Origin of the sequence: Citrobacter sp. Cpo069 (assembly GCF_030332785.1) — a bacterium.
Classification (GTDB): domain Bacteria; phylum Pseudomonadota; class Gammaproteobacteria; order Enterobacterales; family Enterobacteriaceae; genus Citrobacter; species Citrobacter portucalensis.
Genome location: NZ_JAOWHD010000062.1, coordinates 42663 through 59431, shown reverse-complemented (window position 1 = coordinate 59431; position 16769 = coordinate 42663). Strand labels below are relative to the sequence as shown.

Genomic DNA, 16769 nt, shown 5'->3' with positions numbered 1-16769 from the left:
ATGAAAGGTATCATTCTGGCGGGTGGCTCAGGTACTCGCCTGTATCCCATTACGCGTGGCGTATCGAAGCAGCTATTACCTATTTACGATAAGCCGATGATTTACTACCCGTTATCAGTATTGATGCTGGCGGGAATTCGCGAAATCCTGATTATCACTACACCGGAAGATAAAGGCTATTTCCAGCGCTTACTGGGCGATGGATCTGAGTTCGGCATTGAATTGCACTATGCTGAGCAACCTAGTCCGGATGGATTAGCACAGGCGTTTATCATTGGTGAAACGTTCCTTAACGGTGAACCATCATGTCTGGTGTTAGGCGACAATATCTTCTTTGGTCAGGGATTCAGTCCAAAACTGCGTCACGTAGCCGCCAGAACGCAAGGCGCGACGGTGTTTGGTTACCAGGTGATGGATCCTGAACGTTTTGGTGTCGTGGAGTTTGACGACAATTTTCGAGCTATCTCGCTGGAAGAGAAACCGAAAGCTCCAAAATCCAACTGGGCAGTGACTGGTCTCTATTTCTATGACAGCAAGGTGGTGGAATATGCAAAACGCGTAAAACCTTCTGAGCGTGGGGAGCTGGAGATTACGTCTATCAACCAGATGTATCTTGATGACGGACATCTGACGGTAGAATTGCTCGGGCGTGGCTTTGCCTGGCTGGATACCGGTACGCACGACAGTCTTATCGAAGCGAGTACTTTTGTGCAGACGGTGGAAAAACGTCAGGGCTTTAAAATAGCCTGTCTGGAAGAAATCGCCTGGCGTAACGGTTGGCTGGATGACGAAGGCGTGAAGCGTGCTGCCAGTTCACTGGCCAAAACGGGTTATGGTCAATACCTGCTGGAGCTGCTCCGTGCTCGTCCGCGCCAGTATTGAGCCGCTTAGCTGGGAAAATACGTTCTTTGGCGTGAATAGCGCCATTGTGCGTTTTGACCAACACGCGCCGGTTCTGACTGCGGATGTGTTGCAGCCCTGGTCGCGGGTACAGGCAAAAATACCTGCCGCCAATACTCATGAATTAGATTCCCTGCAACAGTTGGGCTTCTCACTGGTTGAAGGTGAAGTGGATTTTGTGCTGCCGGTGACGTGTGCGCATGGCGACCCCGGTGCGCAGGTCGCGCAAACTACGGATATCCCTGCATTACGCCAACTGGCAGGGCAGGCGTTCGCGCAAAGTCGTTTTCGTGCCCCGTGGTATGCCGCAGATGCCAGTACGCGTTTTTATGCGCAGTGGATTGAAAATGCGGTGCTGGGGACGTTCGATCATCAATGCCTCGTTTTTCGTACACCGGCAGGTGATATTCGTGGCTATGTCTCGCTGCGTGAACTGAATGCGACCGATGCGCGAATTGGCCTGCTGGCCGGGCGTGGGGCGGGAGCAGAACTGATGCAGGCTGCCCTTTGCTGGGCGCAGGCTCGCGGTAAAGCAACATTGCGCGTGGCGACCCAAATGGGCAATACCGCCGCGCTTAAACGTTATATACACAGTGGTGCGAATGTGGAAAGCACCGCGTATTGGTTATACAGGTGACACGATGATTCCATTTAACGCACCGCCGGTGGTGGGCACTGAACTCGATTACATGCAGTCTGCGATGAACAGCGGCAAACTGTGTGGCGACGGTGGTTTTACCCGTCGCTGCCAACAGTGGCTGGAACAGCATTTTGGCAGCGAGAAAGTATTGCTGACGCCTTCCTGCACCGCATCGCTTGAGATGGCGGCATTGCTGCTGGATATCCAGCCTGGCGATGAAGTCATTATGCCGAGCTATACGTTTGTCTCCACGGCCAATGCTTTCGTGCTGCGCGGTGCGAAAATTGTCTTTGTTGATATCCGCCCGGATACCATGAACATTGACGAAACGCTGATTGAAGCGGCGATCACCGACAAGACCCGCGCTATCGTGCCGGTGCATTACGCGGGCGTAGCCTGTGAAATGGATACCATCATGGCGCTGGCGACCAAACATAACCTGTTTGTCGTGGAAGATGCGGCCCAGGGCGTCATGTCGACTTACAAAGGTCGGGCGCTGGGGACGATTGGTCACATCGGTTGCTTTAGCTTCCATGAGACCAAAAATTATACCGCAGGCGGTGAAGGTGGTGCGACGCTGATTAATGATAAAAAATTAGTCGAACGTGCAGAGATCATCCGTGAAAAAGGAACTAACCGCAGCCAGTTTTTCCGCGGTCAGGTGGATAAGTATACCTGGCGTGATATTGGTTCCAGCTATCTGATGTCCGATCTGCAGGCTGCCTATCTGTGGGCACAACTGGAAGCGGCTGACCGTATTAACCAGCAGCGTCTGGCGCTGTGGCAGAACTACTATGATGCTCTCGAACCGCTGGCGCGTGCCGGACGCATTGATCTGCCTTCTGTCCCGGAAAACTGCGTGCAGAATGCCCATATGTTTTATATCAAGCTGCGCGATATCGACGATCGCACGGCGTTGATTAACTTCTTGAAAGAAGCTGAAATTATGGCGGTGTTCCACTATATCCCGCTACATGATTGTCCGGCTGGCGATAAATTCGGCGTATTTGCCGGTGTTGATCGTTTCACCACTAAAGAGAGCGAGCGTCTGCTGCGCTTGCCGCTGTTTTACAACCTGTCGCAAATAAACCAGCGAACGGTCATTTCGACCTTACTCAACTACTTCGCCTGATATGTCGCTTGCTAAAGCGTCCTTATGGACGGCAGCCAGTACGCTGGTAAAAATTGGTGCAGGTTTGCTGGTCGTGAAGCTGCTGGCGGTGTCGTTTGGCCCGGCAGGCGTGGGGCAGGCGGGTAACTTCCGCCAGATGGTCACCGTGCTTGGTGTTCTGGCGGGGGCCGGCATTTTCAACGGCGTCACGAAATATGTTGCGCAGCACCATGACGATCCGACCCGGCTCCGTAAGGTAGTCGGTACATCTTCCGCGATGGTGCTGGGATTCTCTACGCTGATGGCGGTGATTTTTCTGCTGGCGGCCGCGCCAATCAGTCAGGGATTGTTTGGCCATACTCATTATCAGGGGCTGGTAAGACTGGTTGCGCTGGTGCAAATGGGTATTGCCTGGGCGAACCTGCTGCTGGCGTTGATGAAGGGCTTTCGCGATGCGGCGGGTAACGCGCTGTCGCTGATTGTGGGTAGCCTGGTGGGCGTGGTGGCTTATTATGGCTGTTATCGCCTGGGAGGGTATGAAGGTGCTTTGCTGGGTCTGGCGTTAGTGCCCGCGTTGGTCGTTATCCCCGCCGCTATTATGCTGATTAAGCGTGGGGCGATTCCCCTGCATTACCTGAAACCCTCGTGGGATAACGGTCTGGCTGGACAGCTAAGCAAGTTTACCCTGATGGCGCTGATTACCTCCGTAACGCTGCCTGTGGCATACGTGATGATGCGAAACCTGCTGGCGGCGCAGTACAGTTGGGATGATGTAGGGATTTGGCAGGGAGTAAGCAGTATCTCTGATGCTTATCTGCAATTCATTACCGCCTCATTCAGCGTTTACTTGCTTCCGACGTTGTCGCGACTGACCGAAAAGCGCGACATTACGCGCGAGGTGATTAAGTCGCTGAAGTTCGTGTTACCGGCGGTTGCCGCTGCGAGCTTTACTGTTTGGTTGCTGCGTGATTTTGCGATCTGGCTGCTTTTCTCCGCAAAATTCACCGCCATGCGCGATCTGTTTGCCTGGCAACTGGTCGGCGATGTACTGAAAGTTGGGGCGTATGTCTTTGGGTATCTGGTGATCGCGAAAGCATCGCTGCGGTTTTATATTTTGGCTGAAATCAGCCAGTTCATGTTATTGACGGTGTTTGCTCACTGGCTGATCCCTGCACACGGTGCGCTGGGAGCGGCACAGGCTTATATGGCAACGTACATCGTCTATTTTTCTCTTTGTTGTGGCGTGTTTTTACTCTGGCGTAGGCGGGCATGACTGTACTGATTCACGTTCTGGGATCGGATATCCCTCACCATAACCAAACCGTGTTGCGGTTTTTCAACGACTCGCTGGCCGCGACGAGCGAGCATGCGCGCACGTTTATGGTTGCCGGTCAGGATGCGGGACTCAGTGAGAGCTGCCCGGCGTTATCGCTAAGCTTCTACAGCGGGAAAAAGGCGCTTGCTGACGCTGTGATCGCGAAAGCAAAAGCGGATCGCCAACAGCGTTTCTTCTTCCACGGCCAGTTCAACACCAGCCTGTGGCTGGCGCTGCTGAGTGGCGGGATTAAACCGGCGCAGTTTTACTGGCATATCTGGGGCGCTGATTTATACGAAGTCTCCAGTGGGCTGAAATTCCGCCTGTTTTACCCGATTCGCCGCATGGCGCAGAATCGTGTGGGCTGCGTGTTTGCCACACGGGGCGATTTACGTTATTTCGCCGAGCAACATTCCCGTGTGCGGGGTGAGTTGCTCTATTTCCCAACGCGAATGGATCCGTCACTCAATAACATGAGCAATGATTGCCAGCGCAGCGGCAAGATGACGGTGCTGGTTGGCAACTCTGGCGATCGCAGCAATGAGCATGTTGCCGCGCTTCGCGCCGTCCATCAGCAGTTTGGCGACACGGTGAATGTGATTGTGCCGATGGGTTATCCCGCCAATAATGCGGCCTATATCGACGAGGTTCGCCAGGCTGGCCTGGCGTTATTTAGCGCAGATAATCTGCAAATTTTGAGTGAAAAGCTGGAATTTGATGCCTATCTAACATTATTGCGGCAGTGTGATTTGGGTTACTTTATTTTTGCCCGTCAACAGGGAATCGGTACCCTGTGTTTGCTGATCCAGGCGGGTATCCCATGCGTGCTCAACCGTGAAAATCCCTTCTGGCAGGATATGGTGGAACAAAATCTTCCGGTGTTATTTACCACTGATGATCTCAATGAAGGCGTCGTACGTGAAGCGCAGCGCCAGTTGGCATCGGTAGATAAAAATACTATTACCTTCTTTAGCCCGAATTATCTGCAGCCGTGGCACAATGCGCTGCGCATTGCTTCAGGAGAAACCGTATGAGCCTGATGCAATTCAGCAGTCTTCTGGTGGTCTGGCTGCTCTCCACCTTGTTTATCGCCACGCTGACCTGGTTTGAGTTCCGCCGCGTGCGTTTTAACTTCAATGTTTTCTTCTCATTGTTGTTCTTGCTGACGTTCTTCTTCGGATTCCCGTTAACCAGCATCCTGGTGTTCCGCTTTGATGTGGCAGTGGCTCCGCCGGAGATCCTGCTGCAGGCCTTGCTGTCAGCCGCCTGTTTCTATGCCGTCTACTACGTGACGTATAAAACGCGCTTGCGCAAACGAGTAGATGATAAGCCGCGCAGGCCGCTGTTTACCATCAATCGCGTTGAAGCCCATTTGACCTGGGTTATCCTGATGGCGATTGCGCTGGTGAGCGTGGGCATCTTCTTTATGCACAACGGATTCCTGCTGTTCAGACTGCAATCCTATAGCCAGATTTTTTCCAGTGAAGTCTCTGGCGTCGCTCTGAAGCGTTTCTTCTACTTCTTCATTCCGGCAATGCTGGTGGTTTATTTCCTGCGTCAGGACAGCAAAGCGTGGGTGTTCTTCCTCGTGAGTACCGTCGCGTTTGGTTTGCTGACCTATATGATTGTGGGTGGGACGCGCGCCAATATCATTATCGCGTTTGCCATCTTCTTGTTTATCGGCATTATTCGCGGCTGGATTTCGCTGTGGATGTTGGCCGCTGCAGGCGTGTTGGGCATTGTCGGGATGTTCTGGCTGGCGTTGAAGCGCTACGGAATGAGCGTTAGCGGCGATGAGGCGTTCTATACGTTCCTGTACCTTACGCGCGACACCTTCTCACCGTGGGAGAACCTGGCGCTATTGCTGCAGAATTACCACAATATTGAGTTCCAGGGGCTGGCGCCGATCGTCCGTGACTTCTACGTCTTTATTCCCTCCTGGCTGTGGCCTGGGCGGCCGAGTATTGTACTCAACTCAGCGAACTACTTTACCTGGGAAGTGTTGAACAACCACTCAGGACTGGCGATTTCGCCGACGTTAATTGGTTCACTGGTGGTGATGGGCGGGGCGCTGTTTATACCATTAGGCGCGATTGTTGTTGGGCTCATTATCAAGTGGTTCGACTGGCTGTATGAGCTTGGCAATCGCGAAACCAATCGCTATAAGGCGGCGATTTTGCACAGTTTCTGTTTTGGCGCCATTTTCAATATGATCGTTTTGGCACGTGAAGGGCTGGATTCGTTTGTCTCACGAGTGGTCTTTTTCCTCGTGATTTTCGGCGTTTGCCTACTGGTGGCAAAATTGTTGTTCTGGCTGTTTGATAGCGCGGGACTCATTCATAAACGAATCAAATCGCTGCCCCGGACACAGATTGAAGGATCGTAATGACAGATAACACAACTGCGCCGCTGTATTCGCTGCGCGGATTACAACTGATTGGCTGGCGAGATATGCAACATGCGCTGAATTACCTGTTTGCCGAAGGACACCTCAGGTCAGGAACGCTGGTGGCTATTAACGCTGAGAAGATGCTGACAGCAGAAGATAATCCTGAAGTGAGGGAGCTGATCAATGCCGCGGAGTTCAAGTATGCGGATGGGATTAGCGTGGTGCGTTCGGTGCGCAAAAAATTCCCACAGGCGCAGGTTTCACGCGTGGCCGGAGCTGACCTTTGGGAAGCACTGATGGCGCGAGCTGGGCAAAACGGAACGCCTGTTTTCCTGGTTGGTGGCAAGCCTGAAGTTCTGGCACAAACAGAAGCAAAACTACGTGCGCAGTGGCGCGTGAACATTGTGGGTAGTCAGGACGGTTATTTTACCCCAGAGCAGCGTCAGGCGTTGTTTGAGCGTATTCACGCCAGCGGTGCGCAAATTGTGACGGTGGCGATGGGCTCGCCAAAACAAGAGATCTTTATGCGTGATTGCCGCAAGACTCACCCTGACGCGCTGTATATGGGCGTAGGGGGCACCTACGACGTCTTTACCGGTCACGTTAAGCGTGCGCCTAAAATCTGGCAAAATCTGGGGCTGGAGTGGCTGTATCGCTTATTGTCGCAGCCGAGCCGTATTACTCGGCAACTTCGCTTATTACGCTATCTCCGCTGGCACTATACCGGCAACCTCTGACGCCCTCTCTCCTCTGATAAGTAGCGTGATCTGCTAATTACGCTACTTATTCACAACATAATCGCTGCTTTCTCGCACAATCTATTCATTTTTTGAATGCTTTAATTGCCATTTAAGCGATTTTAGGAAACCATTCGCAACAATCATTGCAGTGCCGTGGTGTTTTTGGCGCCAACCGTAAAGCGGTCGGTGCCGCATGGCCTGTTATGGCATAACAAGATGTACCCATAACGAGAACCGGTAATACCGGACAGCATGCAAACACATCAAGAGGATTTATGGCTGAGAACAAACCTGAGCTACAGCGTGGGCTGGAGGCTCGTCACATCGAATTAATTGCCCTTGGGGGCACTATTGGCGTTGGGCTATTTATGGGGGCCGCCAGTACCCTTAAATGGGCGGGACCTTCGGTTCTGCTGGCGTATATCGTCGCCGGGCTGTTCGTGTTTTTCATTATGCGTTCTATGGGGGAGATGTTATTCCTCGAGCCGGTTGCAGGTTCATTCGCTGTTTACGCTCACCGTTATATGAGCCCCTTCTTTGGCTATCTCACCGCCTGGTCATACTGGTTTATGTGGATGGCGGTGGGGATCTCAGAGATTACCGCCATCGGGGTGTATGTGCAGTTCTGGTTTCCGGAAATGGCGCAATGGATACCCGCACTGATCGCGGTCGGACTGGTTGCGTTGGCAAACCTCGCTGCGGTTCGCCTGTATGGTGAAATTGAGTTCTGGTTTGCCATGATCAAAGTGACCACCATCATTGTGATGATAGTCATTGGGGTTGGGGTGATTTTCTTCGGCTTTGGCAATGGTGGCCAGGCGATTGGTTTTGGCAACCTGACCGAGCACGGTGGCTTCTTTGCTGGGGGCTGGAAGGGCTTCCTGACGGCATTGTGTATTGTTGTGGCGTCTTACCAGGGCGTGGAGCTGATCGGCATCACTGCAGGGGAAGCGAAGAATCCACAGGTCACGCTGCGTAGCGCGGTGGGTAAAGTGTTGTGGCGCATTCTGATTTTCTACGTTGGTGCGATTTTTGTCATCGTCACTATTTTCCCGTGGAATGAGATTGGCAGCAACGGCAGCCCGTTTGTTCTCACCTTTGCCAAGATTGGTATTACTGCTGCGGCAGGGATTATTAACTTTGTGGTGCTGACGGCGGCGCTGTCTGGCTGTAACAGCGGCATGTACAGCTGTGGGCGTATGCTCTACGCGCTGGCAAAGAATCGCCAGCTTCCTGCCGTTGTTGGAAAAGTATCACGCCATGGCGTGCCGGTTGCCGGAGTGGCTATTTCTATCGCGATCCTGCTGATTGGCTCATGCCTGAACTACATCATTCCTAACCCGCAGCGCGTGTTTGTTTATGTCTATAGTGCCAGCGTGTTGCCGGGGATGGTGCCGTGGTTTGTGATCCTGATAAGCCAGTTGCGTTTCCGTCAGGCGCATAAAGCGGCGATTGCCAGTCATCCATTCCGCTCCATTCTGTTCCCGTGGGCGAATTATTTGACGATGGCGTTCCTGATTTGCGTATTAATTGGCATGTACTTTAATGAAGATACCCGAATGTCGCTTTTTGTTGGCATGGGTTTCTTACTGGCCGTGACGCTCATTTATAAGGTTTTTGGTCTGAATCGTCATGGCACAGCCCATAAATTGCGGGAATAAGCGACAAAACGCACAAACCATGACCAAACGATAATTTATTTTAAAAAAGCACTAGACAGAAGACCGAGACCTCCGTAATATCCAGCCCCGCAACGGCGCTAAGCGCCCGTAGCTCAGCTGGATAGAGCGCTGCCCTCCGGAGGCAGAGGTCTCAGGTTCGAATCCTGTCGGGCGCACCATTTAGTAGGGTGCCAGAGCTGCGGTGGTTTTAATACCGCGTAAAAGATTTGCAGTGGTGGCTATAGCTCAGTTGGTAGAGCCCTGGATTGTGATTCCAGTTGTCGTGGGTTCGAATCCCATTAGCCACCCCATTAATTTAAAGTTGTGAAATGCGAAGGTGGCGGAATTGGTAGACGCGCTAGCTTCAGGTGTTAGTGTCCTTAGGATGTGGGGGTTCGAGTCCCCCCCCTCGCACCACGACTTAAAGAATTGAACTAAAAATTCAAAAAGCAGTAAAACGGCGAGTAGCGCAGCTTGGTAGCGCAACTGGTTTGGGACCAGTGGGTCGGAGGTTCGAATCCTCTCTCGCCGACCAATTTTGAACCCCGCTTCGGCGGGGTTTTTTGTTTTCAGATTTTCCCTTCTTAGCCTGCGCATCTGCGAATTTCCTGAAGTCTTAAAAAGTCCGAATACCTGGTTTTTGCAGTGCAATCGTGGCATGCGTTGTGCAATAATATGCGGGTAGATGCTCATTCCATCTCTTATGTTCGCCATCTGGCCTCATAAACTCAGGAATGATGCAGAGCCGTTTACGGTGCTTATCGTCCACAGACAGATGTCGCTCAGGCCTCATCAAACACCATGGACATAACGTTGAGTGAAGCACCCATTTATGTTGTCATACAGACCTGTTTAACGCCTGCTCCTTACCGAGCGGGCGTTTTTTTATGCATAAACAAAATCCTTCGAGCGACTTCTCGAAGGATTTTGTTTATACGATTGAAAAATATGTAGGCCCGGTAAGCGAAAGCGCCACCGGGCATTCAGGAGTTACTGCGGGGGATTGTTGTTCTGCAGCGTCAACATCAGGCCATCACGGCGCATGGTGGCGGCTTCTTCCGGCTGGTGCAGTCTGTCCAGCGCGTCAGCAAGCCAGGCGTAGTCATAGGCATCCGGGCGCTGTTTGAGAGCGGCACGGAAGGCGAGCGTAGCTTCCTGCCATTCCCCATGCTTCATTAACGACTGACCCAGCGTACTCCACAGCAACGGGCGATCGCCCACGGCTTTAATCTGCTGGCGCAGCACTTTTTCTATCTGTTCCGGATTATTGGTTTTCAGACGCGGGATCGGCAGCACCAGGCGGTTATCGTACTGACGTTTCAAACCATCAATGATGACCTGCTGCGCCGTATCGTGATCGTCACACTCAATCAGATGTTCAGCCATTGCTACCTGCAAAGCAACCTGATGACGGGTTTTACGGCTCTGGTTTTTCCACCATGCACGCAGCCCCTCGCTGCCCTGATCGGCGCGGACTTGATCCATCAAGCCAACCCATGCCTGTTGTTCCAGCATGGCGCGGTGCTCATCATCACCCACATGCACTTTTGCCATGGATGGGATGATATCCAGCAAGGAACTCCATGCGCCGGTGCGTATGTAGGCCTGCTCAGCCAGACGCAGCACTTCCGGATGGCGCGGCGTCACTTCCAGCAGTTTGTCTACGCTGTGGCGTGCAGCGTGATTTTCATTACGCGCCAGTTGCAGGCGAACGCGAGCGATTTCTACCGGGATCGTATCATTTCCGGCCAGTTCGGCAGCACGCTCAAGGTGTTGGTTGGCGCGCGCTTCGTCACCGCGCTGCTGAGCCGCTTCTGCCGCCAGCAGGTAATTCACTACCGGCTGTTCTGCATGATCGGCATTTTTCGACATCAGCTTCTCAACCTGCTGATAGTCACCTTCTGCCAGTTTGAGTAGGGCCTGTTCGGTCTGCTTACGGGCGCGACGGCGCTTACGACCCACAAACCACCCACGGGTATGTGCGCCGGTGCGGAAAATTCGGCGCAACAGCCATTCAATCGCAAACAGGACGACCATGGCGACGATCAGGATGATCACCAGGCCCGTCACGCTGGTTTCGATATTGTAGTTATCCGTCTGGATCAGCACGTAACCCTGATGACCGGCTATCATCGGACCGACGACGATCCCGGCGATCAACAGCACAAAGAGCAACAATACTTTTAGCATCATTATTCTCCTTGCGGCGCGGTTGCCGGAGCGTCTGTCGAAGGCGCTGGCGCTGCTGCTACCGGTGCTGTGGCAGGCTGCGCCAGTAAATTACGTACGCGGGTCTGCATTAACTTGTCGAGAATAGCCTGGCTCTGCAGCGTTTCCGGAACATCCATACTGATGCTTTGCTGGCTCAGTTGGTCTACTTCTTCAAGGAACGCTTTGGTCGCTGCATCGTCGGTGTCGTAGTAAGCACGCACCCATGTGGAGACATTTTCCAGCGCCTGGCGGTATGTCTCTTCCTGGTGACGCGGCACGGCCTGTGCGGCCACTAACAGACGAGAACGGATGTTCTCACGTAAGTAAACGTCCTGGTTCGGTGCCAGCAGCGGGACGGCGGTTTCATCACGACGGCGAATAGTGATGAAGCTGTCCATAAAGTTCTGCCAGCTTTTTTGCAGATTGACGCGCCATTCGCTAATCGAGCTGGAAAGCTCGCTGCTGTCGGAGTCCATTGGAGAATCGTCGGTGTCGTTGTCGGCCAGACGCAGATTATCAATCTGATTAGAGAGCTGATTCACTTTCAGGATAATGCCGTCATAGTCGACCTGAGTCACCGCGGACAGGCTCGCGATGTCGTCAGTAATCGCACGTCGCGCGGTAATTAAGCTCGGGTCGTTCATATCCGCCAGACTGGCGTCGGCGCTTTTCAACAGCGCAGCGGCGGTGGTGACGTCCTGATCGCTCCATAATTTACGACCGGCCAGTTTCACCAGAAAATCAGCCTGCGCCAGCAGCCATGTGCCAGCATCGCTGCCGGAGATGGTGGCGACTTTTTGCTGGACTTCATCAAGCTGTTTGACCAGCGCAGCCTGCTGACGTGAGGCTTCATCCAGCTGCATTGCCTGATGTTTAATAATGCCTTCCAGCTCAGCTTTTTGGCTTTCCTGCGCTTTTTGCAGCGCCGTCAGCTGGTTCGCCAGCGCATCGCTGGTTGCCGTTTGTGTTGTTGCCTGTTGTTTCCCCCAGCCGTACAGCCCAACGCCTGCAGCCAGCGCAATAGCAATCGCCACAGCGCTCAGAATCAGCGCCGTGCTGTTCTTACTCTTTTTTTCAGTATTAACTGGCTGTGACGTGGTTTCCACGGCCTCCCTGGTCTCTTCAACCACGGCGGAGGATTTTTCTTGTTCCGTCATTATGGCATCCCATTATGAGAGTTATTGTAATGCGCGTAGTAGCGCATCGTTGTCGGCGTTATCAGCGACCTTAATATCTTGCCAGCCCAGTTCCCGGGCGAGGTTCGCCAGACGCTCACTGACGACCAACAGCCGACAGCGTAGTAACCAGTGCTCACGATACCACTGCGGAATGAGCGACCAGAGCTGTTGTAGCATCTCTCCGCTGGTGACAACCACCGTGGTTACGCCACGGGATTGCCAGCGCATCGCTTCTTCCGCACCATCGTAATGTTTTGCACTGCGTTGATAACATTCACAAAAATCGACATCGGCTCCGCGTGCCGTCAGGGTTTCACCTATCAGCTCCCGGCCACCGTTGCCGCGTAATATAAGCGCGCGTTTTCCCGCAATATTTTGTAATTCAGGTAATTGTAGCAAGACTTCGCTAATTTCCCGATCCAGAGGGTAGTGAATATTGAAGCCGCTAACAGTATGCAGCGCCAGCGCCGTTGTACGGCCAATGGCAAAATAACGTGGAAGAGATGGCCAGCTTTTCTCTTGCTGGCGAAGTTCGGCATCTGCAAAGGTAACGGCGTGCTGCGAGAGGGCGAAGACCAGATCGTTCTCCGTCAGCGCCGACAGTCGGGAAGCAACCGTTGCCAGTTCCCGACCAGGTGAAAACTCGATGAGCGGAAAACTCCAGGCCACCTGCCCCAGTGTGCGCAGTCGGCTCACTAACTCTTCCCCTGCGGGAGACGGGCGGGTGACCAGAATACTCATGCGGGGGCTTCTCCGTTATAAACTTCCGCCAGAATGGCGCGCGCACCGTTCTCCAGCAGTTCTTCTGCCAGAGAGATACCCATCTGTTCGGCATCCTGTGTGGCGCCGCGACGTTCTCCGCATACCATCTGTGAACCGTCAGGCGCGCCGACCAGCGCACGTAGCCAAATCTCACCGTCGATGATTTCGGCATAGCTACCAATAGGTACCTGACATCCCCCTTCCAGGCGGGTGTTCATGGCGCGTTCTGCTTTGACGCGTAGCGCGGTCTCTTCATGGTTGAGCGGCGCTAACAGCGCCTGAGTGCGCATATCATCCAGTCGACATTCTATGCCTACTGCGCCTTGCCCAACAGCGGGCAGGGAGACTTCCGGCGGCAGAGCGGTGCGGACTCGCGACTCAAGACCTAAACGTTTTAATCCGGCGACCGCCAGAATAATGGCGTCATAATCGCCGTTATCCAGTTTGCTGAGGCGCGTGCCTACGTTGCCGCGCAGCGAACGGATGACGAGATCCGGGCGACGCTTCGCCAACTGGCACTGGCGACGCAAACTGGATGTCCCGACGATGCTGCCTGCGGGGAGTTCATCCAACGTGTTGTACTTATTTGAGACGAAAGCATCGCGCGGATCCTCTCGCTCACAAATGGTGACCAGCCCAAGACCGTCAGGGAATTCAACCGGCACATCCTTCATGGAATGCACGGCGATATCGGCGCGTTTTTCCAGCAGCGCGACTTCCAGCTCTTTAACAAACAACCCTTTCCCCCCGACCTTCGCCAGTGGGGTATCAAGGATCACATCGCCACGGGTTACCATAGGAACCAGTTCCACGATCAGACCGGGGTGGTTTGCCATTAAGGCGTCTTTGACATAATGTGCCTGCCAGAGCGCAAGGGGGCTTTGGCGTGTGGCAATTCTCAAAACATTGTCTAACATGCTTGTTACCGTCATTATCAATCATTGACCATCCTAACATCCTTATCAAAGGGATGTCAGCGTTACGCTCAAACGTAAGTGAGAGGAAAAGGCGCTGCATCATCACTGGCAGTGAATAATGACGAGAAACCTCCCGACCGTATGAAGGAATTTACACGTAACGAACGGTGCTACACTTGTATGTAGCGCATCTTTCTTTACGGTCAATGAGCAAGGTGTTAAATTGATCACGTTTTAGACCATTTTTTCGGCTGTACAGCATAAAAAAATATGGCCGAAAAACAGGTAACGGTTATTTTTGACATACGGTTTATCCGAATTGATGGCGATTATTGTGAGCGCTTGCGCCGCGGCAATCGACAACATGACGGATAGCAACATCAGGCGATACGTCTTGTACCTCTATATTGAGACTCTGAAACAGAGACTGGATGCCATAAATCAACTGCGTGTGGATCGCGCGCTTGCTGCCATGGGACCTGCCTTCCAGCAGGTATACAGTCTGCTGCCGACATTATTGCACTACCACCATCCGCTGATGCCGGGTTACCTCGATGGTAACGTTCCCAAAGGCATATGTCTTTACACGCCTGATGAAACCCAACGCCACTACCTGAACGAACTGGAACTGTACCGCGGTATGTCGCCGCAGGATCCTCCCAAGGGCGAGCTGCCGATCACTGGCGTTTACTCAATGGGCAGCACCTCTTCGGTAGGGCAAAGCTGTTCCTCTGACCTTGATATCTGGGTCTGCCATCAATCCTGGCTGGATAGCGAAGAGCGCCAGCTACTGCAGCGTAAATGTAGTCTGCTCGAAAGCTGGGCCGCCTCGTTGGGCGTGGAAGTCAGCTTCTTCCTGATTGATGAAAACCGTTTCCGTCACAATGAAAGCGGCAGTCTCGGTGGCGAAGACTGTGGCTCGACGCAGCATATCCTGTTGCTTGATGAATTCTATCGCACCGCTGTGCGCCTCGCGGGTAAACGTATTCTGTGGAATATGGTGCCGGGAGATGAAGAAGAGCATTACGACGATTACGTCATGACGCTCTACGCTCAGGGTGTGTTAACGCCAAATGAATGGCTGGATCTCGGCGGACTCAGTTCGCTCTCCGCCGAAGAATACTTTGGCGCCAGCCTGTGGCAGCTGTACAAGAGTATCGACTCCCCTTACAAGGCGGTGCTGAAAACGCTGCTGCTGGAAGCCTATTCCTGGGAATACCCCAATCCGCGCCTGTTGGCGAAAGATATAAAACAGCGCCTGCACGATGGCGAGATCGTCTCTTTTGGTCTCGACCCTTACTGCATGATGCTGGAGCGCGTTACCGAGTACCTCACGGCGATCGAAGATCCGACGCGCCTGGATTTAGTGCGTCGATGTTTCTACTTAAAAGTGTGTGAGAAACTGAGCCGTGAGCGCGCCTGCGTGGGTTGGCGTCGTGAAGTATTAAGTCAGTTAGTGAAAGAGTGGGGCTGGGATGACGCCCGTCTGACCATGCTGGATAACCGCGCTAACTGGAAGATTGACCAGGTACGCGAAGCGCATAACGAACTGCTCGATGCGATGATGCAGAGCTATCGTAATCTGATCCGCTTTGCGCGGCGCAATAACCTCAGCGTCAGCGCCAGCCCGCAGGATATCGGCGTGCTGACCCGTAAGCTGTATGCCGCGTTTGAAGCGTTGCCGGGTAAAGTCACGCTGGTGAACCCACAGATATCTCCGGATCTCTCGGAACCGAATCTGACCTTTATCCATGTACCGCCGGGTCGTGCCAACCGTTCAGGTTGGTATCTCTACAACCGCGCGCCGAACATGGACTCGATCATCAGCCATCAGCCGCTGGAATATAACCGCTATCTAAATAAGCTGGTGGCGTGGGCCTGGTTCAATGGCCTGCTGACCTCGCGTACGCATTTGTTTATTAAGGGCAACGGCATTGTTGATTTGCCGAAGCTGCAGGAAATGGTCGCCGACGTGTCGCACCACTTCCCGCTGCGACTGCCTGCACCAACGCCGAAAGCGCTCTATAGCCCATGCGAAATTCGCCACCTGGCGATTATCGTTAACCTCGAATATGACCCGACGGCAGCGTTTCGCAATCAGGTGGTGCATTTTGATTTCCGTAAGCTGGACGTCTTCAGTTTTGGTGAAGAGCAAAAATGCCTGGTGGGTAGCGTAGACCTGCTGTACCGCAACTCGTGGAATGAAGTGCGTACGCTGCACTTCAACGGCGAGCAGGCGATGATTGAAGCGTTAAAAACGATTCTGGGCAAAATGCACCAGGATGCCGCGCCGCCGGATAGCGTCGAGGTCTTCTGCTATAGCCAGCATCTGCGCGGTTTAATTCGCACCCGCGTCCAGCAACTGGTGTCTGAGTGCATCGAATTACGCCTCTCCAGCACCCGTCAGGAAACCGGACGTTTCAAAGCGCTGCGCGTTTCCGGCCAGACGTGGGGATTGTTCTTCGAGCGCCTGAACGTTTCGGTACAGAAGCTGGAAAACGCAATTGAATTCTATGGCGCGATTTCACATAACAAACTGCACGGGCTTTCCGTCCAGGTTGAGACCAACCATGTGAAACTGCCGTCGGTGGTCGACGGTTTTGCCAGTGAAGGGATTATTCAGTTCTTTTTCGAAGAAACGGGTGATGAGCAGGGCTTTAATATCTACATTCTGGACGAAAGCAATCGGGCCGAGGTGTATCACCACTGCGAAGGTAGCAAAGAGGAGTTGGTACGCGACGTCAGCCGTTTCTACTCATCGTCGCACGATCGCTTTACCTACGGCTCCAGCTTCATCAACTTTAACCTGCCGCAGTTCTATCAGATTGTGAAAACCGACGGGCGCGCGCAGGTGATTCCGTTCCGCACCCAGCCGATTAGCGCTGTTCCGCCAGCCAGTCAGGACAACGACACGCCGCTGTTACAGCAGTATTTCTCGTGAGTTA

General features: G+C 53.3%; 13 protein-coding genes and 4 tRNA genes. 13 read left to right on the top strand and 4 right to left on the bottom strand.

The window, feature by feature from the left end; all coding sequences use genetic code 11:
* From rfbA to OGY08_RS22045, 12 genes are all read left to right on the top strand, one after another.
* Positions 1-882 carry a glucose-1-phosphate thymidylyltransferase RfbA gene (gene rfbA / locus OGY08_RS22100; protein ID WP_032945685.1) on the top strand — a complete coding sequence of 294 codons (882 nt, stop codon included), beginning with the start codon at positions 1-3 and terminating at the stop codon, positions 880-882.
* Positions 860-1537, top strand: a complete 678-nt coding sequence (gene rffC, locus OGY08_RS22095) for a dTDP-4-amino-4,6-dideoxy-D-galactose acyltransferase (RefSeq protein WP_125363358.1) — start codon at positions 860-862, stop codon at positions 1535-1537. The genes rfbA and rffC overlap by 23 nt, the downstream gene beginning before the upstream one ends.
* Before the next feature lie 4 nt (positions 1538-1541).
* Positions 1542-2672 (top strand): dTDP-4-amino-4,6-dideoxygalactose transaminase, encoded by a 1131-nt coding sequence (rffA, locus tag OGY08_RS22090; protein WP_125363359.1) that lies wholly within the window; start codon positions 1542-1544, stop codon positions 2670-2672.
* A 1-nt stretch (position 2673) separates the two neighbouring features.
* A complete protein-coding gene (gene wzxE / locus OGY08_RS22085; RefSeq protein WP_100271711.1) occupies positions 2674-3924 on the top strand; it encodes a lipid III flippase WzxE in 1251 nt (416 codons plus the stop codon).
* Positions 3921-5000 carry a TDP-N-acetylfucosamine:lipid II N-acetylfucosaminyltransferase gene (locus OGY08_RS22080; RefSeq protein WP_125363360.1) on the top strand — a complete coding sequence of 360 codons (1080 nt, stop codon included), beginning with the start codon at positions 3921-3923 and terminating at the stop codon, positions 4998-5000. Before wzxE ends, OGY08_RS22080 begins: the two co-directional genes overlap by 4 nt.
* Entirely contained in the window at positions 4997-6352 is a 1356-nt protein-coding gene (gene wzyE, locus OGY08_RS22075) for an ECA oligosaccharide polymerase (RefSeq protein ID WP_286566599.1), read from the top strand. Before OGY08_RS22080 ends, wzyE begins: the two co-directional genes overlap by 4 nt.
* Positions 6352-7092, top strand: coding sequence for a lipopolysaccharide N-acetylmannosaminouronosyltransferase (wecG, locus tag OGY08_RS22070; RefSeq protein WP_003017964.1), 741 nt, complete (start codon positions 6352-6354; stop codon positions 7090-7092). Before wzyE ends, wecG begins: the two co-directional genes overlap by 1 nt.
* A gap of 278 nt (positions 7093-7370) precedes the next feature.
* A complete protein-coding gene (gene thrP / locus OGY08_RS22065; RefSeq protein ID WP_003828980.1) occupies positions 7371-8756 on the top strand; it encodes a bifunctional threonine/serine APC transporter ThrP in 1386 nt (461 codons plus the stop codon).
* Between the two features lie 102 nt (positions 8757-8858).
* A tRNA-Arg gene (locus OGY08_RS22060) sits at positions 8859-8935 on the top strand.
* Between the two features lie 56 nt (positions 8936-8991).
* Positions 8992-9067 (top strand) — tRNA-His (locus OGY08_RS22055).
* A 20-nt stretch (positions 9068-9087) separates the two neighbouring features.
* Positions 9088-9173 (top strand) — tRNA-Leu (locus tag OGY08_RS22050).
* 41 nt (positions 9174-9214) lie between these two features.
* Positions 9215-9291, top strand: a tRNA-Pro gene (locus tag OGY08_RS22045).
* A gap of 455 nt (positions 9292-9746) precedes the next feature.
* Here the strand turns inward: OGY08_RS22045 and hemY are convergent.
* Genes hemY through hemC form a run of 4 tightly spaced genes read right to left on the bottom strand, consistent with a single transcriptional unit; the run spans position 9747 to position 13824 of the window.
* On the bottom strand, positions 9747-10946 hold the full coding sequence (gene hemY, locus OGY08_RS22040) for a protoheme IX biogenesis protein HemY (protein WP_125363374.1): 1200 nt from the start codon (positions 10944-10946) through the stop codon (positions 9747-9749).
* 2 nt (positions 10947-10948) lie between these two features.
* Positions 10949-12124, bottom strand: a complete 1176-nt coding sequence (gene hemX, locus OGY08_RS22035; protein WP_125363361.1) for a uroporphyrinogen-III C-methyltransferase — start codon at positions 12122-12124, stop codon at positions 10949-10951.
* A gap of 21 nt (positions 12125-12145) precedes the next feature.
* Positions 12146-12886, bottom strand: a complete 741-nt coding sequence (gene hemD / locus OGY08_RS22030; RefSeq protein WP_125363362.1) for a uroporphyrinogen-III synthase — start codon at positions 12884-12886, stop codon at positions 12146-12148.
* Entirely contained in the window at positions 12883-13824 is a 942-nt protein-coding gene (hemC, locus tag OGY08_RS22025; RefSeq protein WP_003841203.1) for a hydroxymethylbilane synthase, read from the bottom strand. The genes hemD and hemC overlap by 4 nt, the downstream gene beginning before the upstream one ends.
* A gap of 394 nt (positions 13825-14218) precedes the next feature.
* On the opposite strand from hemC, the gene cyaA reads away from it, so the two are divergent.
* Positions 14219-16765, top strand: coding sequence for a class I adenylate cyclase (gene cyaA / locus OGY08_RS22020; RefSeq protein WP_125363375.1), 2547 nt, complete (start codon positions 14219-14221; stop codon positions 16763-16765).
* The last annotated feature ends 4 nt before the right edge of the window (positions 16766-16769 follow it).